The organism is Chelatococcus caeni (assembly GCF_014196925.1).
Lineage (GTDB): Bacteria > Pseudomonadota > Alphaproteobacteria > Rhizobiales > Beijerinckiaceae > Chelatococcus_A > Chelatococcus_A caeni.
In genome coordinates, this window is record NZ_JACIEN010000001.1 from 199809 (window position 1) to 220120 (window position 20312).

The following is a 20312-nucleotide window of genomic DNA, read 5'->3' on the forward strand; positions in this document are numbered from 1 at the left end:
GGACGCTCGGCGCCCGGCGAGACTCATCAAGCATGAAGGCGACGATAATGTGCCAGGCGGCGCGGGGCTACCGGTGCATGGCACCTTCGGCGGCAGAACCGCGCAGGGCCGTCCCGCGCAAGGCGCGCGACCGCTCACAGCCCCTCGGGCCGGCCCACCGCGACGACCAGCATCTCGCCGCCCGCGAACAACCGCTCCGCCGCCCGGCGCACGTCGGCCATCGTGACGGCGGCGACGAGGTCGTTGCGCCGGTCGATATAGTCGATGCCGAGCCCGTCGATGGCGATCTGCAGCAACTGCCGCGCGATCTTCGTCGAGGTGTCGAAATGCAGCGCATAGGAGCCGATGAGGAACTGCCTGGCCTTCTCCAGTTCGTCTTCGCCCGGCCCCTTGGCGAGCAGATCCGCGATCTCGGCGCGGATCACCGAGAGCGATTCGGCGGCGCGCTCGTTCTTGGTCGCCGTCGAGCCGGTGAAGAGGGTGCTGTTGCGCAGCGGCAGCAAGGCCGTGTGGACGCCATAGGCGAGGCCGCGCTTCTCGCGCACCTCCTGAAAGAGACGCGAGGTGAAGGCGCCGCCGCCGAGGATGTGGTTGAGGACATAGGCGGGCAGATAATCCGCATCGCGGCGGGCGACGCCCGGGCCGCCGAAGCGGATCACCGACTGGGGCACGTCGATGTCGACGACCACGGGCGCCGTCGCGGTCGCAGGCACGATGTCGGCCGGCGGCGCGACCTCGGCGGTCGCGGGCAATGCGCCGAAAATCTCGTCGAGCCGCGCAGCGAGCGTCTCCGCGTCGATGGCGCCGACGGCCGTGACGAAGAGGTTGGACCGCGCCACGGTCGCGCTGCGCATGCCGGCAATATCCTCGCGCGTGATCGCCGGCACCTCGGCGAGCGTGCCCTGCGGCGGGCGCCCGTAGGGATGGCCCGGGAAGGCATGGCGGAAGAACTGCTCCTGCGAGACGGCGTCCGGATCCTTCAGGACGTGGCGCAGGCCGGCCTCGACCTGGGCCCTGACGCGGGCGATGGCGTCGGCGTCGAAGCGCGGCTCGCAGACGGCGAGCCTGAGCAGGTCGAAGGCCTCGTCCGCATTGCGGCGCAGGGACTTGAGCGAGCCGCGCAGGGTGTCGCGGTCGGCATAGAAGCGCAGCTCGATGGCCCGGTCCGCGAGCATCTGCTGGAAGGCGGCGGAATCGTACGGGCCGGCGCCCTCGTCGAGCAGGCCGGCGAGCATCGTCGCCGTGCCGCCCTTGCCGGCGCCGTCCTGCGCCGTGCCGCCGAGGAAGGCGAATTCCAGCGCCACCAGCGGCACGGCATGCTCCTCGACCAGCCAGGCCTCGATCCCGCCCGGCGATACCACGCGCTGCACGCGATGCGTCGCCCGGGAGGGCTGTTCGGCGGTCTTTGTGACGGCACTCGTTGTCATGGCGGATCCAGTCGAAAAACAGGGAGCGGGATACGATGAATCAATCGGCGTGGGCGAGGTGGCCGATGACGGCGCGGCGCGCGACGAGGAAGCGGCGGGCCGCTTCCACCACCTCCTCGGCCGTCACCGCCTCGATGCGGGCCGGCCAGGCGTCGACCTCCTCCACCGTCTCGCCGACGGCGAGGGCCGCTCCGTAGATGCGGGCGAGATGGGCCTGGTTGTCGGCCGCATAGACCATCTCGGCGATGAGACGCGTCTTGGCGCTCGCGAGCTCCGCCGGCTCGACGCCGCGGGCGACGAAATCGGCGATGACGCCGTCGAGCGCCTCGTCGAGGGCATCGAGGGAGATATCGGGCTTGGGCACCGCATAGACGAGAAAGCGGCTGTCATCCAGCATTCCGGACAGGTAGTAGGCCCCGGCCGACACTGCGATGTCCCGCTTCATCACGAGCTCGCGGTAGAGCACCGAGGTCGCACCGCCGCCGAGGATCTCGGCGAGTACGTCGAGCGCATAGGCCTCGCTGCCCGTCTGCGTGCGGGCTGAGGGCACGAGATAGGCGCGCTGCACGTAGGGCTGCTCGACCTTGGGATCGGCCACCGTCACCTTGCGCAGGGCGCGCGGCTCCGGCTCGCGCGTGCGCTGCCGCTCGGGCCGGGCGCCGCGCGGCTTGACCTTGCCGTAGGTCTTGTCGGCGAGCGCGCGCACCTCCTCCGCCTCGACATCGCCGGCGACGACGAGGATGGCGTTCTCGGGCGTGTAGAAGCGCTCGTAATAGGCGAGCGCATCGGCGCGGTTCAGGCCCTCGATCTCGTGCATCCAGCCGATGATGGGCGTGCCGTAGGGGTGGTGCACGTAGAGCGCCGCCTCCATCGCCTCGCCGAGCTGGGCGGAAGGGTCGGTCTCGACGCGCATCCGCCGCTCCTCCAGCACCACGTCGCGCTCGGGGTTGACGACGTCGTCGCTGAGCACGAGCCCGGTCATGCGATCGGCCTCGAATTCCATCATCGTGCCGAGGTGCTCCTTGGCGACGCGCTGGAAATAAGCCGTGTAGTCGTAGGAGGTGAAGGCGTTCTCCTGGCCGCCGAGGGCGGAGACGACCTTGGAGAATTCCCCGGCCGGATGTTTCGCCGTGCCCTTGAACATCAGGTGCTCGAGGAAATGGGCGATGCCGGACTTGCCGGCCGGGTCGTCCGCCGAGCCGTTGCGATACCAGACCATGTGGGTGACGACGGGCACCCGCCGGTCGGGGATGACGACGACGTCGAGGCCGTTGTCGAGCCGGAACGTGTGGGTCTGAGCCGCCGCGCCCTCCGGCGCCTGGTGCCGGGTTGCGGTGGGCGTGAGATCGGCGGGAGCGGTGTCTGTCATGGTGCTTTCCGGTCGAAAAACGGCTGGAACGGACGGGACGCGGGAAACGAAACGCGCCGGCTGCATGCGACAGCCGGCGCGGCAAGACCGGGTATCCGGACGATCCGGGCGCCGGCCGCGCGCGGCCTTCGCCCTAGGAGATAGGTTGCAGGGTCGCGCTTGTCACCGGTTGCGGCGCGCTTCCTGATTGATGAAGCCGCGCGGGTCCCCGTCCTCGGGCGCGGAGGTCGCGGGAGCGCGCTGGCCCTTGCCGATGGGGGCGTCGGCCGAGGGCAGGCGGTAGCCGGCCGGCGGCTCCGTCAGCGCCTGGCGCTGCGGCTCCTGGCCGTAGGCGATCGGCGGCGCGTCGGGGTTGCTGCCGTTGGAGTGGCGCAGCTGGTTCGGATTGACCCAGTGGGTCTCGCGGCAGTTGTCGCCGTAGCAGGGGTTGGCGATCGGCTGGGGTGCGCTGTTCGGTCCCGTGCCGCGCACGGAGAGCAGCTCCTGCCCCGAAAGGCGTGCGCCCTGCGACACCATCTGCTCGTTGCGCACGGGCACCGGCCGGCGCGCGGCGGCGGCCGCCTCGCGCGCCTTCGAGACGTCGGGATCCTTCGGCCAGGCGGGATTGGCGGTCAGCCGCTCGCCATCGCGCGGCGGGGGCAGGGCGTTCGTCGACGGGGGCACGACGAGGGGCGCGCGCTCGCGATAGATGATGGCGTCTTTTTCGCCTTCGATGATGCCGAGCGAGCCGAGCAGGTTCTTCATGAACACGCCGCTTTCATCCTGCGCCTGCGCCGGCCCGGGGTGGGCAAGGGCAAACGCGAATGCGGCGATGGCGGCCAGAAGCCCCGCCTTCATGAGGCCGGGCTTTACGAGGCCGGACGTCACGTCGTTTCGCGTCATGATCCTATCCCATCAACTACAACCGGCTTCCTCATGCCGGCACGCCACGTTTCGACGATCGGTGCGGCGAGAGTGAGGCGCCGCGGCCGACGCGAGGCAGGCCCTCAGCCGCGCGGCGCGGCCGAGCGCCTGCGCTCGAGGAAGAAGGAGTCATACAGAAGGAGGATCACGCCCGCAACGATGGCCGCGTCGGCGACATTGAACACGTACCAGCTGAAGGAGCCGGCGTGCAGATGCACGAAATCGAGCACCGCGCCGTAGATCAGCCGGTCGATGGCATTGCCGACCGCCCCGCCGATGAGGAGGCCGAGCCCGATGGCCACCGCCCGGTGCACGCCGCGCGTGAGCCAGACCGACAGGCCGATCGCCGCCACGAAGGACACGACGATCAGCGCCCAGCGGCCGGCCTCGCTCGACTGCTGCAAGAGGCCGTAGGAGATGCCTCGGTTCCAGACGAGCGTCAGCGACACGAAGGGGGCGAGCACGACCGGCTCGGTCCACGTCGTGATCTCGGCGACGAAATAGAGCCAGAGCTTCGTCGCCTGATCGAGCGCGAGCGTGATGAGCGCGATGAGGAAGCCGAGCCGGGCGGGCGTCATGCGTCAGGCGGCCTTGTGGCGGGCGTCCCACTCGCGCAGGGCCGCGGCATCGCGCGGCGTCACGTCCGGATAGTCGGCATCCTTGCCGATGTCGGGCGAGATCTTCCACGAGCGGGCGCACTTGCGCCCTTCGGCCTTCGCCGGCACCACGGCGACGCCGGGCACGTCGTCGAGCCGGAAGGCCTCCGCCGGGCCCTCGCCGTCGGTGACGGTGATGGCGGAGGTGATGCAGATCTCGGCGAAGTCGACATCAGCCAGCAGCCGGCGCAGCTCGGGATCCGCCACGTGCACGACGGGCGCCGCCTCGAGGCTCGAGCCGATGCGCTTCTGCGCCCGCTCGATCTCGAGCGCGCCGGTGACGACGCGGCGCACGCGCCGGATCCTCGCCCAGCGGGCGGCGAGCTCGTCGTTGCGCCACTCGGGCGGGATGATCGGGAACTGCTCCAGGTGCACCGAGCCCGCGTCGCTGCCGAAACGGGCGAGCCAGGCCTCCTCGGCGGTGAAGACGAGGACCGGCGCGAGCCAGGTCACGACGCAGCGGAAGAGCTGGTCGATGACCGTCAGCGCGCTGCGGCGCGTCAGGCTCGACGCCGGGTCGCAATAGAGCGCGTCCTTGCGCACGTCGAAGTAGAAGGCCGAGAGGTCCGACGTCATGAAGGCCGCGAGCAGGGCGACGACGCGCTTGTAGTCGTAGGCGGCATAGGCCTTGCGCACCTCGCCGTCGAGCTCGCAGAGCCGGTGCAGCATCAGCCGCTCCAGCTCCGGCATGCGGTTCGTCGTCACGAGCTCGCGCGCGTCGAAATGGTGCAGCGTGCCGAGCATCCAGCGGATGGTGTTGCGCAGCTTGCGGTACTGGTCGACGACGCTCTTCAGGATCTCCGGCCCGATGCGCTGGTCGTCCCAATAATCGACCGAAGCGGTCCACAAGCGCAGGATGTCGGCGCCGAACTGCTTGATGACGTCCTGCGGGGCGACCGTGTTGCCGAGCGACTTCGACATCTTGCGGCCCTGCTCGTCGAGCGTGAAGCCGTGCGTGACGACGACGTCGTAGGGCGCACGCCCGCGCGTGCCGCAGCTCTCGAGCAGCGAGGAGTGGAACCAGCCGCGATGCTGGTCCGAGCCTTCGAGATACATCACCCGGTCGTGCCCGCCGTCGACGCGGCGCCTGGTCTTGAGGTCCGGCCGCACCTCGAGCGTGAAGGCGTGGGTGGAGCCGGAATCGAACCACACGTCGAGGATGTCCATCACCGGCGTCCAGGCGGACGGATCGTCGACGAGGCCGTCGAGGAAGCGGCGCGGGTCGGCGCTGAACCAGGCGTCCGCCCCCTCCGCCTCGAAGGCGGCGGCGATGCGGGAAGACAGTTCCTCGCTCGCGGCGAAATCGGGACCGGGGGCGAGCTCGACGACGCTGCCACTCTCGTCCTCGCGCACGAAGACGGTGATCGGCACGCCCCAGGCGCGCTGGCGCGAGATAACCCAGTCGGGCCGGTTCTCGATCATGCCGTTGATGCGGTTCTCGCCCGCCTGCGGCACCCACTGCGTCGCGGCGATGGCCTTCAGCGCCCGCGCGCGCAGCGTGTCGCCCGCCCCGCCGAGCGGCTTGTCCATGGCGATAAACCACTGCGGCGTGTTGCGGAAGATGAGCGGGGCCTTGGAGCGCCAGGAATGCGGATACTGGTGCTTCATCCGGCCGCGCGCGGCGAGCCTGCCGGCCTCGATCAGGGCCTTGATGACGCGCTCGTTGGCGTCGCCCTCGCGACCCTTGTCGTCGAGCACGCGCGCGCCGGCGAAGAGCGGCACGTGCGGATAATAGGCGCCGTCGGGCCCGACCGTATGCGGCACGTCCGGCGTGCCGGCGGCGGCGAAGGCGGCCTTGTGCGTCGCCCAGAGGTTGTAGTCGTCGGCGCCGTGCCCGGGGGCAGTGTGGACGAAGCCCGTGCCCGCGTCGTCGGTGACGAAGTCGCCGGCAAGGAGCGGCACGCCGAAGTCGTAGCCCTGGCCCGCGAGCGGATGGGCGCACAGGAGGCCGGCAAGGTCCTTCGGCGCGACGGCGGCGATGCGATGCCAGCGCTCCACGCGGGCGGCCTTCATCACCTCGTCGGCGAGCTTGTCGGCGAGCACGTAGCGCTCGCCCTTCACCGCCCAGTTGCCGGCCGGCGCGTCGCTGACCTCGTAGAGGCCGTAGGCGATGTCGTCGGCATAGGCGATGGCGCGGTTGCCCGGGATGGTCCAGGGCGTCGTCGTCCAGATGATGACGGCGGCCCCGTCGAGCGGCGTGCCCGAGCGGGCCCTGACCGGGAACTTCACGTAGATCGTCGGCGAGGTGTGCTCCTGGTACTCCACCTCCGCCTCGGCGAGCGCCGTACGCTCGACGATCGACCACATGACGGGCTTGGAGCCGCGATAGAGCTGGCCGCTCGCCGCGAACTTCATCAGCTCGCGGGCGATCTGCGCCTCGGCCGGATAGGCCATGGTGAGATAGGGATGGGCCCAGTCGCCCTCGATGCCGAGGCGCTTGAACTCCTCTCGCTGCACGTCGATCCACTTCTGCGCGAAGGCGCGGCACTCGCGGCGGAACTCGACGACCGGCACCTCGTCCTTGTTGCGGCCCTTGGCGCGGTATTCCTCCTCGATCTTCCACTCGATCGGCAGGCCGTGGCAGTCCCAGCCGGGGACGTAGTTGGCGTCGTGGCCGAGCATGGTCTGCGAGCGCACGACGAGGTCCTTCAGCACCTTGTTGAGCGCATGGCCGATGTGGATGTGGCCGTTGGCGTAGGGCGGGCCGTCGTGCAGCACGAAGCGCGGGCGGCCCTTGCCGGCCTCGCGCAGGCCCTCGTAGAGGCCGACGCGCTGCCAGTGGGCGAGGATGTCGGGCTCGCGCTCGGGCAGGCCGGCGCGCATCGGGAACGATGTCTGCGGCAGGAACAGCGTTTCGGAATAGTCGCGAGCGGTGGGGGAGGGAGCGTTCATGGATCGGCCGATTCGGGTAGGCGCAGCGCCCGTGCGGCGCCCGGGATGTTGCAGCAAGCGTTTGAGGGGCCCGCATGGGCCCGCGTGACCCCGGACCTCCGCGGGTACCCGCTCTCGGGTGCCTCAGGCGAAGGCCGGGCCGTTAATTCGCAGCTTGAATCGAGGCTCGGTCATGGCCGTCTTCTACGCATCTTTCCACAAAGAGGCCACCGGTTTTCGAACAAAACCGCCGCCGGCACAAGCCGGCCCGTCGCCCGCCGCCCCCGGGGCCGGCGTCAGGCGACGCGCAGGGGCCTTTCGCCGGCCTCGGGCTCGCCCGCGAGCGCCTGCGCCTGGGCGCCCAGGTCGCGGATGAGGTCGTCGAGCCGCTCGATGCAGCCGAGAAGGTCGCGTTCGGCCGCGCCCGCCGGCGCATCCTGAGGCTCTCCCCGCCGGCCGGCCGCGGCCACCGCCTCGATCGAGCGGGCGATCTCCTGGGTGGCGCTGCTCTGCTGGTTGACCGCCTCGGCGATGGTCATCGTCATGGAATCGATCGAGGTGATGGTGCCCGAGATCGTGTCGATGGCCTCGACCGCCTGGGCCGTCGCCGTCTGCATGGCGGCGATCTGGCCGCGGATCTCGTCGGTGGCACGGGCGGTCTGGTTGGCGAGCGCCTTGACCTCCTGGGCGACGACGGCGAAGCCCCGGCCGGCCTCGCCCGCACGGGCCGCCTCGATGGTGGCGTTGAGCGCGAGGAGGTTCGTCTGCTCGGCGATCGCGGTGATGAGGGTGATGACCTCGCCGATCTTGGCGCTCGACTTGTCGAGCGCCTTGACGAGATCGCTCGTCGCGCGCACCTCGCGCACGGCCCGCGCCGCGATGCCGGAGCCCTGCTGCAGCTGGCGGCCGATCTCCGAGATCGAGCTCGTCAGCTCGACGGCGGCGGCCGCGGCCGTCTGGACGCCGCCGTTCAGCGGCCGGCGCGGCGGGCGGCGCGTCTCTTCGAACGAGATCGTGAACTGGTGCCGCAGCGTCTCGAGCTCGGTGGCGAGCTGGCCCGCCCGGCCGTTGATGAGGCCGAGCGCCTCGGCCAGATGCGCGCGGTCCATGTCGCGGGCCCGGTCCCGGGCGTCGCGCAGCGTGAGGAGCTCGCGCCGCAGGGCCGCGAGCTCGCCCTCCTGTTCGCGGGCGATGATGAGCCGCCGGCGCAGCTCCTCGACCGCGCGCGCGAGCCGGCCCGTGGGGCCGTCGTCGCCGGTGTGGGGCACGAGGATGTCGAGCCGTCCCTCGGCAAGCCGGGCGAGGCTGTCGTCGAGGGCCGTGCGGGAACGCGGCGGGCGCGGCGCGAAACCGATCGCGACGAGCGTGATGAGAACGGCAGCTGCGAGAAGAAAAAGCAGGAAATGCTCGTCGCTTTCCATGGCCACGGCCTGCTGGACCGCGAGAATGGCGACGGTGCCGAGGAAAAAGCCCCCGGCGCGCAAGAACAGGGAGGAATGTTTTTCTACGGCAATGTGAGAAAACGGCATTTTGGGCATCGTCTTGGCAATGAGCGGATCGGAATGCGGTGATCCTTGCCGAGACGGGTTAAGGATTGGTGGAACAAAGTCCTTTTCGGATCAGGATTGCTGGGGAGAAAGCAGCGACGGCACGCCGGCGGCGGGATCGTTCAGCAGGCGGCGGGCCTCGGCGCTGTCGCTGTCCATCTGCGCGATGAGAGCCTCGACCGTGGCGAAACGCTCCTCCGGGCGCAGGAACGCCACGAATTCCACATCCATCGTGCGCCCGTAGAGATCGCCGCGGAAATCGAACAGGTGCACCTCGAGCAGCGGCGCGCCGTTGTCGAAGGTCGGCCGCCGGCCGAAGCTCGCGACCCCCGCGTGGATGGTGCCGTCCACGGCGGCCCGCACCGCATAGATGCCGTGGCGCAGCCCGCAATCGGGGGCGAGCGCCAGATTGGCGGTCGGGTAGCCGAGATCGCGGCCGCGCTTGTCGCCGTGGCGCACGGTGGCCCGCACCAGCCAGCGATAGCCGAGGAGATGGTTTGCCCGGGCGATGTCACCCGCCGCGAGGCTCGTCCGGATGGCGCTCGACGACACGGCCTCGCCGGCCTCCGTGACCGGGGGCAGGATGCGCACGGCAAGGCCGAGCGCGGCGCCGTGCTCGCTGAGGAAGGCGGGCGTGCCCTGCCGGCCCTTGCCGAAGTGGAAGTCGTGCCCGACGACCACGCCCCGGGCGCCGAGCCGCTCGACGAGCAGCTTCTCGATGAAGTCGTGCGCGCTCGTCGCCGCGAGCGCGGCATCGAAGTGAAGCTCGATCATGCCCGCAAGGCCGAGCCGGGCCGCCACCATCGCCTTCACGTCCGGCGGCGTGATGCGGAAGAGCGGCTTGTCGGGCGCGAAGAAGCGTTTCGGATGGGGCTCGAAGGTCAGGAGCGCCGCCGGCGCGGCGCGCTCGCCCGCCAGGGCCACGGTCGCCGCGACGATGGAGCGGTGCCCGCGGTGCAGCCCGTCGAAATTGCCGATGGCGACCACCGCGCCCCGCAGCGCCGCGGGCACGTCACCCTCGCCGCGCCAGTGCACGAAGGTCTCGTTGCGGGCGGAAAACGGCGAATCGGGCGGGATGGTCGAGGGCATCGGCTCTCGCGGGTCGGGGCACATGCGCCCGGTTGCGGGCGCGGCGGACCCTGCCAAGAACACGGGCGGCTGGTCAAGCGCCGATCAGAGGCCGGCGCGCGAGGGCACGGCGACCCAGGCTTCGCCCTCGAGCACGGCCTTGCCGTCGCAGACGCAGTCGCAGAACAGGCGCACGCGCCGCCGCTCCGGCACGAGCTCGGCCACCTCGACCGTCGCGGTGACGACGTCGCCGATGCGCACGGGCGCCAGGAACTGCAGCGTCTGCGAGAGATAGACGGCGCCCGGGCCGGGAAGGCGCGTGCCGAGAACGGCCGAGATGAGGCTCGCCGTGAACATGCCGTGGGCGATGCGCTGGCCGAAGCGGGTCTGCGCCGCATAGGCCTCGTCGATGTGGATGGGGTTGCGGTCCCCCGTCACGCTGGCGAAGCCCGTGACGTCGTCTTCCATGACCGTGCGCATCAGCCGCTCGCGCATGCCGATGCTGAGGTCCTCGAAATAGAAGCTGCGCATGACCTCCAACATGATGCCTTCCCGCTGTTGCGGCCGATGCGGCAAATCCGTGCGGCGGTGCAGGGTGGTCGCCTCTCCATGCGGCACTGCATCATACTACTTATTGCGCCGCACCATGCCATGCGACTTTCGGCCACCTGCATGCGCAAAGGTTGATGCCAAATTTCACCGGATCTGATGTAATTAACCTGATCGCAACAGGGGCATTCTAAGGTAGGGGCATGACGACAACCGTTTCTTCTCAGCCAGCCGGGTCGGGACGCCGTGGCGGGCATACGTGCCGTTGCCGTTGACCGGAGCAGACCATGGCCCTTGATCTCTCGATGCCGATCCTGATCGTCGATGACTATCAGGCGATGGTCCGCATCATCCGCAATCTGCTGCACCAACTCGGCTTCGAGGATGTCGACGAGGCGCCGGACGGTCCGAGCGCGCTCGCCAAGATGCGCGAGAAGACCTATGCGCTCGTCATCTCCGACTGGAACATGGAGCCCATGTCGGGCTACGACCTCCTGCGCGAGGTGCGCGCCGAGGAGGCCTGGCGCTCCATCCCCTTCATCATGGTGACGGCCGAATCGAAGACGGAGAACGTCATCGCGGCGAAGAAGGCCGGCGTGAACAACTACATCGTCAAGCCGTTCAACGCCCAGACGCTGAAAGCCAAGATCGAATCGGTCTGCGGCGTCTGACGGACGCCGCTACCGGACCAGCGTGTCGGCGATCGCCTGAAGGCGGTGCGACGCGTTCTCGAGCGATAGCGACACCGTTACCAGACGAGGCTCTCGATGATCGCCTGCGGGCGATGCGTCGCGTCTTCGAGCCACGCCGCAAGGGCGATCTCGTCGAGGCTGCCGCCGAGCGGGCTGATCTCGGCCGCATGGATGCCGCGCGTCACGAGCAGCGCGTCGGCCCCGATGCTGTGGGCGCCGGCGACATCGGTGCGGATCGCGTCGCCGATGGCGAGCACGCGCGACACCGGTACGTGCGCGCCGCGGATGCGCTCCGCCTCGCCGAGGGCGCGCTCGTAGATCGGCTTGTGCGGCTTGCCCGCGTAGGTCACCGTCCCGCCGATCTCCTCATAGGCCGCGGCGAGGGCGCCGGCGCAATAGATCAGCGCCGTGCCGCGCTCCACGACGAGATCGGGATTGGCGCAGATCATCGGCACGCCGCCGGCATGCATCTCGGCGAGGAGGCCGGCGTAGTCGTCCGGCGTCTCGCGCTCGTCGTCGACGAGGCCGGTGCAGACCGCATAACGGGCCTCGGCCGCCGCCGTCAGGGGCGCGTCGAGGCCGTCGAACAGCGGCAGGTCGCGGTCCGGCCCGATGTGGAGGAGGGGCTCGCCCGGCCGGGCCGCAATCTGGCTGCGCGTGACGTCGCCGGAGGTGACGGCCGCGTCATAGGCCGCGCGCTTCACGCCGAAACCGTCGAGCAGCGTCAGGACGTCCCCGTTCGGGCGGGGGGCGTTGGAGACGAGCACGACCTGGCCGCCGCGCTGGCGGAACTGCTGAAGGGCTTCGCCCGCCGGGGCGAAGGCCTCGAGCCCGTTGTGCAGCACGCCCCAGATGTCGCACAGGATGACGTCGTAGCGATCGGCGATCGTCCGAAGTCCCTGGATGATCGGAGGCGGGGAGGCGGGCCGGTCGGTCATGTTCGAGAGAGCTTCATGTTCGAGAGGGCTCCCGGGGCGGTTCCGTCGAGGGGGCCATCCGTGGGGAGCGAGGCGGAGGCTCCGGCGCTAATGCCGTGAGGCGGCCGTGTCAAGCGCGGCCGGGGCGTCCGGCGCAGCATATGTCGCATGGCGGGCAATCGGTTCGATTGTTCCTCTTCGGCGCGGCTCTTGATAGCTTGGCGCGATACTGGCCCGGGATCCCTGTCTCCCGCGGCCCAAACCGAACGGGAGCCACGATGTCCGCCTCTGCCGCCCACGACCACGCGCTCGCGCCGAACGACCTCGAAGCGTTCTGGATGCCCTTCACGGCCAACCGCGCCTTCAAGAAGAAGCCGCGCATGGTGACCGGCGCCAAGGACATGCACTACCTGACGGCCGAGGGCCGCAAGGTGGTCGACGGCGCGGCGGGGCTGTGGTGCTGCAACGCCGGCCACAACCGCGACCCGATCGTCTCGGCCATCCAGGCCCAGGCCGGCGAGCTCGACTATGCGCCGGCCTTCCAGTTCGGCCAGCCCAAGGCCTTCGCGCTCGCAGCCCGCATCGCCGCGTTGGCGCCGGGTGACCTCGACCACGTCTTCTTCGCCAATTCCGGCTCGGAGGCGGTGGACAGCGCTCTCAAGATCGCGCTCGCCTACTGGAACATCACCGGCAAGGGCTCCAAGACGCGCCTCATCGGCCGCGAGCGCGGCTATCACGGCGTCGGCTTCGGCGGCATCTCGGTCGGCGGCATCGTGCCGAACCGCAAGTTCTTCGGCTCGCTGCTGACGGGCGTCGACCACCTGCCGCACACCTACAACCGCGAGAAGCAGGCCTTCTCGCGCGGCGAGCCGGAGTGGGGCGCGCATCTCGCCGACGAGTTGGAGCGCATCGTCGCCCTGCACGACGCCTCGACCATCGCGGCCGTCATCGTCGAGCCCATGGCCGGCTCCACCGGCGTGCTGCCGCCGCCCAAGGGCTATCTGAAGCGCCTGCGCGAGATCTGCGACAAGCACAACATCCTGCTCGTCTTCGACGAGGTCATCACCGGCTTCGGTCGTCTCGGCTTCGCCTTCGCCGCCGAACGCTACGGCGTCGTGCCGGACATGATCACCTTCGCCAAGGGCGTCACCTCCGGCACCGTGCCCATGGGCGGCGTGCTCGTGCGCAAGGGCATCTACGAAGCCTTCATGCAGGGGCCGGAGCACGTCATCGAGCTCTTCCACGGCTATACCTATTCGGCCCATCCGCTCGCCTGCGCCGCCGGCCTTGCGGCGCTCGACGTCTATCGCGACGAGGGGCTGTTCGAGCGCGCCCGCGCGCTCGAGGGCACCTGGGCGGACGCGATGCACGGGCTCAAGGGCCTGCCGGGCGTGCTCGACATCCGCTCGGTCGGCATCGTCGGGGCCGTCGACCTCGCGCCCCTCAAGGATGCGCCGGGCCGGCGCGCCTTCGAGGCCATGGACCGCGCCTTCCACGAGTTCGACCTCATGGTGCGCATCACCGGCGACACCATCGCGGTTTCGCCGCCCCTCATCCTGACCGAGAGCGACATCGGCGACATCGCCGACAAGCTCGCCAAGGTCATCCGGGCGGTCGCCTGATGCCTGCGCGCCGCCGTCGGCCAGCCGGGCAGCGGCGATGACGGCGGCGTCCGGCACCTCGATCGGCCTTGCGCTCGGCGGGGGCGGGGCGCGCGGCCTCGCCCACATCGCGGTCATCGAGGTGCTCGACGAACTCGGCCTCAGGCCGGCCGCCATCGCCGGCACGTCGATGGGGGCGATCGTCGGCGCCGCCTATGCCGCCGGCATCGGCGGGCGCGACCTGCGCCGGCACGTGCAGGACACGCTGCGCGACCGCACGGCGGTGCTCACCCGCCTGCTGCATGCCCGCGTCGGCCGCCTGTCGCAGATCTTCGCGCGCGGCCACGCCAACCCGGTGCTGATCGACGGCGAGAAGTTCCTCGACCTGTTCTGGCCGCAGAGCGTGCCGGAGCGTTTCGAGGATCTCGCCGTGCCGCTCCTCGTCGTGGCGACGGACTATTATGCGCGCTCGGAGGTCGTCATCGGCGCGGGCGCGCTCGTCTCGGCCGTTGCCGGCTCCATGGCCATTCCCGGCCTCGTGCGGCCCGTCGTCGCCGGCGGGCGGGTGCTCATCGACGGCGGCGCCACCAATCCGCTGCCCTTCGACCACCTCCTGCCGCGGGCCGACGTCGTCATCGCCGTCGATGTCGTCGGCGGCGCGGCGCGCGAGACGGACGGCGTGCCCGATCCGGTCGAGACGATGTTCGGCGCCTCGCACATCATGCAGGCGGCCATCGTCGCCGGCAAACTCGCCGCCGGCCCGCCGCACATCATGGTGCGGCCCCCGGTCGGCGCCTTCCGCGGGCTCGATTTCTTCAAGGCGAAGGCGATCTTCGCTGCGGCCGATCTCGTCAAGGACGGGCTCAAGCGCGACATCGAAGCGGCGCTCGAAGCGCTCGGCTGAGAGGCTGAGGCGATGCCCTTCGGGCATCAATCGTGCGCTGGTTCCCGGCTCTCGCCTCACGCATGTGGGCCGGGAAACGAGGGCGGGTTCCAGGAGGAACCTCGTTCCCCGGACGCATGCAGCGAAGCGGAATGCGATCCGGGGTCCGGCTCATCAAGCCAGCCGAAGGCTCCGCTCAGCTGACGACGACGCGGGTGCCGATGCGCACGCGGTTGTAGAGGTCGATGACGTCCTTGTTGAGCATGCGGATGCACCCGGAGGACACGGCGCGCCCGATCGTGTGCGGCTCGTTGGTGCCGTGGATGCGGTAGAGCGTCTTGCCGAGATAGAGGGCGCGCGCGCCGAGCGGATTGTCGGGCCCGCCGGCCATGTGGCGCGGCAGGTCGGGCCGGCGCTTCAGCATCTGCGCCGGCGGGCGCCAGTCGGGCCACTCGCGCTTCATGCTGATGCTCTCGCTGCCGCGCCAGGAGAAGCCCTGGCGGCCGACGCCGATGCCATAGCGGATGGCGCGCCCGCCCGGCTCGACGAGGTAGAGGAAGCGGCCTGCCGTATCGATGACGATGGTGCCCGGCTTGTGCGGGCCCGCGTAATCCACGACCTGCCGCGCATAGCGCGGCTCGGGCGCGCGCATCGGCTGCAGCTCGGCCGCATCGGGCAGGGCGGCGTGTCGCACGTTCCCCGACGACGGGCGGCGTTCCCATGTCCGCTCACTGCCGAGCGCCGCATCGAGCGGATCGATCGGGGGCACCCTGTGGACCCGCGCGATGCCGCCGGAGGAGGGGGTGACGATGCGCACCGGCTGCCCGGCTCGCGGGCCGGCCGTGGGGGTGCGGCCGGTCACCAGCATTTCGATGAAGCCGCCGCCGAGGTCGGCGCGGCGCACCGGCTGCCGCTCGGCCGCGGCTGCCATCTCGCGCGCCCCGGGCGCCTGGATGACCCTGGCCGATGGCAGGGGCGCACGCGTGCCGGTGCCGTAGATGACGGTCTGCGCCCCCGCGGGGCCTGCGGGCAGGGCCAGGCCGCAGGCGAGCGCGGCGGCCAGAGACAAGCGGTGGATGGGCAACATGGCGGGACCTGCAATCGATGACGGCATATGATGCCAATGCAGCCGAAGACTTTGCGAAACGGGCTCGCCAAATGGTGAACGCCGCGGGCTTTCCGCTCCATGAGCCGGCCGGAGGCGGTGTTTTCCGTCGCGATGGTTAGCGGCTGGTGCCGAGGCGTCCTTAACGTTGAATTTAACTCGGTCGGCTACCAATCAGTGTCTTTCCATCGCGGCGGCGCCTTTTCGCCGCATCCCGGATGAGCAGGCCATGTCGACGCTTCCCGCGCGTGCGCGCTATCGCAATGTGACCTCCCTCGACGTCATGCGCATCGACCGACGCGAGCGCATGCTGGCGGACCGCCGCATGCCGCGTGTCGACACGAGCCGCGCCGAGATCATGGCCGCGCTCGACGATATCCGGGAGATGTTGGAGATCTTCCGCCCCATGCAGCGCCAGGCGCTGGGCCTCATGGACGACTACCGGCGGGAGGCGGCGGAGGTGGCGCGCCTCAGCCAGGAGGTCGCCGGCCTGCAGGGGACGCTCGCCGCGGTGCGGCAGGAGCTCGCCGCCATCCGTCACGGAGAGGGCGATAGTTGCGTCGCCCGCTTGGCCCTCAAGGAGCTGAGCGCGATGGGTGACGAGACCGCCCACGCCGCCGGTGACATCCTCGGTGCCGCCGAGGTCATTGCCGCGGAGGCGCGCAGGCTGAAGCAGAGCGGCGAGCCGGAGAACGTCGGTTCGGCCGAGAGCATCATGGGTCAGCTCATCAAGCTGTACGAGGCCTGCAACTACCAGGACCTGACGCAGCAGCGCGTCGCCAAGATCCGCCGCCACCTGGAAGGGCTGGCGGCGCATGTGGACGAACTGGCGGCGATCGTGGAGGTGGCGCCGCACCAGATGACCGCGCGCAGGGCGGCGAACGACGCGCAGCTGATCAACGGTCCAGCCGTCGCCGGCACACCCGGGCACCTGCAGCAGAACGAGATCGACGGCTATTTCAAATAGCCCCCCGGGACGGGCAGGGACGGAGACGGTCATGACGGGCGCCTTCGGCCGCGCGGTTCTGGGCATTGCGCTCCTGTCGGCCATGGATGCGCTCATCAAGGCCATGGCCGCGCGCTATCCCACGTTCGAGATCACCTTCCTGCGCTTCGCCTTCGGCACGCTCGTCGCCGGGGCGGTGCTCGCCGTGCGCAGGCCCGGCTGGCCGACGCGCGAGACCGTCGTCGCCAACAGCTGGCGCGCCCTGCTCGTCGTCATCACCGCGACCTCCTTCTTCTACGCGCTCGGCCGCCTGCCGCTGGCGGAGGCGCAGGCGCTCGCCTTCCTCGCTCCGGTCTTCATCGCCTTCTTCGGCGTCGTGCTGCTGCGCGAGCGCGTCGACGGGCGTATCGTCGGCGCGCTGCTGGTGGGCTTCGCCGGCATGGCGGTCATCGTCCACGGCTCCGGCACCTCGGGCGGCGAACGGTCGTGGGACGGCATCGCGGCGGCGCTTGCCGCCGCGGTGACCTACGCCTTGTCGATGGTGATGCTGCGGGCGCGGGCGACGCGCGACCGTGTCGAGACCATCGTCTTCTTCCAGAACGTGGGGCCGGCGCTCGTGCTCGCCGCGCCCGCCGCCGCCGTCTGGACGCCGCCCCTCGTGTCCGACCTGTGGCTTTTCCTCGCCATCGGCTGCCTCGGCACCATCGGGCATCTCATCCTCGCCACGGCCTTCGCCCGGGTCGAGGCCGCGCGCCTCGCGCCGCTCGAATACACCGCTCTCATCTGGGCGGTGGCGCTTGGCTATCTCTTCTTCGGCGAGGTGCCCTCGCTGCAGACGCTCGCCGGCGGCGCCCTGATCGTCCTCGGCGCTCTGGCGACCGCCCGCCGCTGACGGCGGGTGAGGACTGGTCAGGATCCGCATCTCCCGGTGTCGGCCCGGAGGCCTGCCCCACGCCGGGCCTCGCCATCGCGTGCCGGGGCGGGTCGGGAAATTATGAGTTTAGCAATAGCAACTTCATAGCAGTTGCGCTGTTCATTTTGTCTTTGCATCATATCTTGCGAGCGATGACGACTGTATATGGCTGTCATATTGGAGCTGTCGCTCGTTTTTCAGGGTCATTATCGGCCTGTATATTGATATTTGAGAGGTATATCATGGCTTGCTCGTGCTGTCAGAAGAATGGGGCTTCGAATGCTGGTGCGGCCGGCGCCGCTGGTGCGCAGGACGCCCAGAGGCAGAAGCGCTCCGCGGATGATTTCCAGGAGATGCTGGCGCAGGTGGCAATGCAGGCGCAGCAGTCCCAGAACATCCAGAAGTAACATCGTGCGGATGATGGCGAAAATGTCCGGAGCCTGACCTGACGGTCTTGGCCGGGCCGGCTGCATCATTTCGCCATGACTCACCCGGGGCCGCCGGCTGCCGCTGGCTCCGGGTGAGGAGCATTTGAAGATCGGCGGTGCCATCGAAGCCCCTGCTGCCGACGGCGAATGGCTGCGTGTTGCAGCAGCCTTCGCCTCGGGCGATCGCGCGCGGCTCGACGAGCAGCTTTCACGATCGGCCGGGCGCGGCCGTGCCGGGCGGCAGATGGAACCGATATATTGGAGGTTCAATATGTCTTACAGAATCAATTCCTGCAGTCAGTGTAACGGCGCCGGGAATATCGGCCAGACAGGCTTGAAGCAGCTGCAGCAGATGATGCAGCTGGTGAAGTTGCTGCAACAGCTGCAGCAGTTCCTGGGGCAGGGCCAGGGCCAGTGCTGTGGAAATGGCCAGGGACAGTCGCAGCGCTGCGGCAATGACCAGGGCTACGGCGATCTCAGGCTGACCGGTCTGACGGCCAATTTCAGGCTGACCGGGGCATCCGGAGCGTTCTGAGCGTTCGGGCCGGCCGCGTCAGCCCTGGCGCACTGTGTCCGGGCTGATGTGGCCGCTCGCCGTCGATCATATTCGGGAAATGAGTCATGGTGGACATGGGTCTTGGATTTGGCGGCCAATCGATGGGCCAATGGGATGAGCTCGAGGGAGGGGATCTTCCGGCCATCATCCAGCTGGCGAGGCAGCAGGTCGCGCAGCTGACGAAGGCGCTTGAAGGCCGGCAGGGGCCACAGGAGCTCGGGATCGCGCGGCAGGTGAGGGAACTGGCGTGGCTGCTGGGCGACATGGACGGGCGACACGAGCTGCAGGGGCAGCAGATGGCGCGGCTGGATCTGTTGATGGGCGAGCTGGCACGACGGCTGGACGAGTTGCCGCGAGGCCGGGGCTAGTGCGCGCGGCCTTCGGCACATCGCTCTCCTGTCGATTGCGTGCCGCAACGCGGGTATTCGGACGCTGATGGACAGCTTCGGTCCTGCCCGACGCAGCAGTCCATCGCCGAGCCTCGACCGGCTCGATACGGATGCGCAGGCAGGGGTCCGGAAATTATGATTTTTGCGATTTACGGCAGCTGATGGTTGCGTTGCCGGACGTATATCCGCATGGTCTCCGCGAGTGCGAGTGGTATATGACAGTGATGCCAATGCGCTCCTCTGATTTACTTCGGAAAGTAAAGCAATTTCATTACGAACATTGTGGAGATCGATTATGGATATCAGCGGCATCCAGTCTGCCGGTCGTCTTAGTGGAACCGTCGGCGCGGCCGGCGTGCAGAAGTTCCAGGAGGTCTTTCAGCAGGCAAGGCAGCAGACGGCGGAGCAGCAGTTCGGCCAGTTGATCGAGCAGTTGCTGAAGGAGATACAGAAGCTCCAGCAGGCCGGCCAGGCGGGAAGCGAAGGCGCGCAGGACGCGCAGGGGGCGGAGACCGAGCAGCTGCTGCAGATGCTGGCGGATCTGTTGCAGCAGACGCAGGCCGATGCGGCGCCGCAGGGCTCCGAGGGGCAGGAGGGCGAGCAGCTGATGAAGATGCTCGCGGACCTGCTCCAGCAGATTGACGGAGATGGCGCGCAGCGCACGCAGGCGTTCGACAACGGTCTGGGCGGCGCGAATTCCGTGCGAGGGGCAGGGAGCGGGCTCGAGGCCTGAGGACTTCCCGCCGCTCCGCCGGCTCGCCATGACGTGCGCGGCGCGCCCGAGTGACGCGGCCGCCCACGGACACTTCTCCCATTCGCCGGTCCCGAGCGCATGCGATGCGTTCTCGGGCGTGACAGAAAGGGCAGGACCTCCGCAATGAGGTCCTGCCCTTTGCGCGTCGGCTCGCTGCCGACGTGCGCGGGCATGCGCCATCGAGGCGGGCGCTGCCGCGGACGCTCGGCACGGCGGCACGATCGGTGCCTGTCCATTAACCTTCACGGGAAAGAACTCGGGCACGCAAAGGCCGCTCGCGCGGCGAGGCGGCGAATTTGCCGCGGCCGCGCCTTGACTCTCCAGCGCAGCCTGCCTATTTCCGCCCGAGCCTTGGCACTCGCTTTTGTCGAGTGCTAACAGGCCCCGCATGATCAGCGCGTTCCGCTGCTTTCTTTGAGAGGATACGTCTCATGAAGTTCCGTCCGCTGCACGACCGCGTGGTCGTCCGCCGTCTCGACAGCGAAGAGAAGACCAAGGGCGGCATCATCATTCCCGACACGGCGAAGGAAAAGCCGCAGGAGGGCGAAATCGTCGCCGTCGGCTCCGGCGCCCGTGACGAAAACGGCAAGCTCGTTGCCCTCGATGTCAAGAAGGGCGATCGCGTGCTCTTCGGCAAGTGGTCGGGCACCGAGGTGAAGATCGACGGTCAGGACCTCCTCATCATGAAGGAGTCCGACATCATGGGCGTGATCGGCTGAGCCGCCCCTCCCTCATCCA

20 protein-coding genes are annotated in these 20312 nt (G+C 69.3%); 10 read left to right on the top strand and 10 right to left on the bottom strand.

Annotated features, from left to right (window positions below):
* Positions 1-134 precede the first annotated feature (134 nt).
* The 6 genes from GGR16_RS01020 to GGR16_RS01045 form a co-directional block, all read right to left on the bottom strand.
* Complete coding sequence (locus tag GGR16_RS01020) at positions 135-1427, bottom strand: M16 family metallopeptidase (protein WP_183315464.1); 1293 nt, start codon at positions 1425-1427, stop codon at positions 135-137.
* Between the two features lie 40 nt (positions 1428-1467).
* On the bottom strand, positions 1468-2796 hold the full coding sequence (locus GGR16_RS01025) for a M16 family metallopeptidase (protein ID WP_019401328.1): 1329 nt from the start codon (positions 2794-2796) through the stop codon (positions 1468-1470).
* Between the two features lie 162 nt (positions 2797-2958).
* Positions 2959-3678 (bottom strand): hypothetical protein, encoded by a 720-nt coding sequence (locus GGR16_RS01030; RefSeq protein WP_019401327.1) that lies wholly within the window; start codon positions 3676-3678, stop codon positions 2959-2961.
* 104 nt (positions 3679-3782) lie between these two features.
* A complete protein-coding gene (gene lspA, locus GGR16_RS01035; RefSeq protein ID WP_183315465.1) occupies positions 3783-4277 on the bottom strand; it encodes a signal peptidase II in 495 nt (164 codons plus the stop codon).
* A gap of 3 nt (positions 4278-4280) precedes the next feature.
* Entirely contained in the window at positions 4281-7247 is a 2967-nt protein-coding gene (gene ileS, locus GGR16_RS01040) for an isoleucine--tRNA ligase (RefSeq protein ID WP_183315466.1), read from the bottom strand.
* A 275-nt stretch (positions 7248-7522) separates the two neighbouring features.
* Positions 7523-8647, bottom strand: coding sequence for a methyl-accepting chemotaxis protein (locus GGR16_RS01045; protein WP_246372749.1), 1125 nt, complete (start codon positions 8645-8647; stop codon positions 7523-7525).
* Here GGR16_RS01045 and GGR16_RS26135 point away from each other — a divergent pair.
* The gene (locus GGR16_RS26135) at positions 8630-8797 is read left to right on the top strand and encodes a hypothetical protein (RefSeq protein ID WP_246372751.1); all 168 of its coding nucleotides are present in this window, start codon (positions 8630-8632) and stop codon (positions 8795-8797) included. The genes GGR16_RS01045 and GGR16_RS26135 overlap by 18 nt on opposite strands.
* A gap of 48 nt (positions 8798-8845) precedes the next feature.
* Here GGR16_RS26135 and GGR16_RS01050 read toward each other — a convergent pair whose 3' ends face one another.
* Both GGR16_RS01050 and GGR16_RS01055 read right to left on the bottom strand, forming a co-directional pair.
* On the bottom strand, positions 8846-9862 hold the full coding sequence (locus GGR16_RS01050) for a bifunctional riboflavin kinase/FAD synthetase (protein ID WP_183315468.1): 1017 nt from the start codon (positions 9860-9862) through the stop codon (positions 8846-8848).
* A gap of 84 nt (positions 9863-9946) precedes the next feature.
* Positions 9947-10384 (bottom strand): MaoC family dehydratase, encoded by a 438-nt coding sequence (locus GGR16_RS01055; protein WP_055459304.1) that lies wholly within the window; start codon positions 10382-10384, stop codon positions 9947-9949.
* 293 nt (positions 10385-10677) lie between these two features.
* Between GGR16_RS01055 and GGR16_RS01060 the strand changes: the two genes are divergently transcribed.
* Positions 10678-11061, top strand: coding sequence for a response regulator (locus GGR16_RS01060; RefSeq protein ID WP_019401321.1), 384 nt, complete (start codon positions 10678-10680; stop codon positions 11059-11061).
* A gap of 77 nt (positions 11062-11138) precedes the next feature.
* Here GGR16_RS01060 and GGR16_RS01065 read toward each other — a convergent pair whose 3' ends face one another.
* The gene (locus GGR16_RS01065; protein ID WP_183315469.1) at positions 11139-12020 is read right to left on the bottom strand and encodes a TIGR01459 family HAD-type hydrolase; all 882 of its coding nucleotides are present in this window, start codon (positions 12018-12020) and stop codon (positions 11139-11141) included.
* A 257-nt stretch (positions 12021-12277) separates the two neighbouring features.
* Here GGR16_RS01065 and aptA point away from each other — a divergent pair, with 257 nt between their 5' ends.
* Both aptA and GGR16_RS01075 read left to right on the top strand, forming a co-directional pair.
* Entirely contained in the window at positions 12278-13621 is a 1344-nt protein-coding gene (gene aptA / locus GGR16_RS01070) for an omega-aminotransferase AptA (protein WP_183315470.1), read from the top strand.
* A gap of 37 nt (positions 13622-13658) precedes the next feature.
* Entirely contained in the window at positions 13659-14504 is an 846-nt protein-coding gene (locus GGR16_RS01075) for a patatin-like phospholipase family protein (RefSeq protein ID WP_183315471.1), read from the top strand.
* A gap of 175 nt (positions 14505-14679) precedes the next feature.
* Here GGR16_RS01075 and GGR16_RS01080 read toward each other — a convergent pair whose 3' ends face one another.
* Positions 14680-15570 carry a L,D-transpeptidase gene (locus GGR16_RS01080; RefSeq protein ID WP_019401317.1) on the bottom strand — a complete coding sequence of 297 codons (891 nt, stop codon included), beginning with the start codon at positions 15568-15570 and terminating at the stop codon, positions 14680-14682.
* A 247-nt stretch (positions 15571-15817) separates the two neighbouring features.
* Here GGR16_RS01080 and GGR16_RS01085 point away from each other — a divergent pair, with 247 nt between their 5' ends.
* From GGR16_RS01085 to groES, 6 genes are all read left to right on the top strand, one after another.
* The gene (locus tag GGR16_RS01085) at positions 15818-16555 is read left to right on the top strand and encodes a hypothetical protein (RefSeq protein WP_019401316.1); all 738 of its coding nucleotides are present in this window, start codon (positions 15818-15820) and stop codon (positions 16553-16555) included.
* 31 nt (positions 16556-16586) lie between these two features.
* Positions 16587-17426: a DMT family transporter gene (locus GGR16_RS01090; RefSeq protein ID WP_183315472.1), complete on the top strand. Its 840-nt coding sequence runs from the start codon at positions 16587-16589 to the stop codon at positions 17424-17426.
* Positions 17427-17978: 552 nt separating this feature from the next.
* Positions 17979-18410, top strand: coding sequence for a hypothetical protein (locus GGR16_RS01095; protein ID WP_183315473.1), 432 nt, complete (start codon positions 17979-17981; stop codon positions 18408-18410).
* Positions 18411-18496: 86 nt separating this feature from the next.
* Positions 18497-18799, top strand: a complete 303-nt coding sequence (locus GGR16_RS01100) for a hypothetical protein (RefSeq protein WP_019401312.1) — start codon at positions 18497-18499, stop codon at positions 18797-18799.
* Positions 18800-19115: 316 nt separating this feature from the next.
* Complete coding sequence (locus GGR16_RS01105) at positions 19116-19553, top strand: hypothetical protein (protein ID WP_183315474.1); 438 nt, start codon at positions 19116-19118, stop codon at positions 19551-19553.
* Between the two features lie 452 nt (positions 19554-20005).
* Positions 20006-20293 (top strand): co-chaperone GroES, encoded by a 288-nt coding sequence (gene groES, locus GGR16_RS01110; protein ID WP_019401310.1) that lies wholly within the window; start codon positions 20006-20008, stop codon positions 20291-20293.
* The last annotated feature ends 19 nt before the right edge of the window (positions 20294-20312 follow it).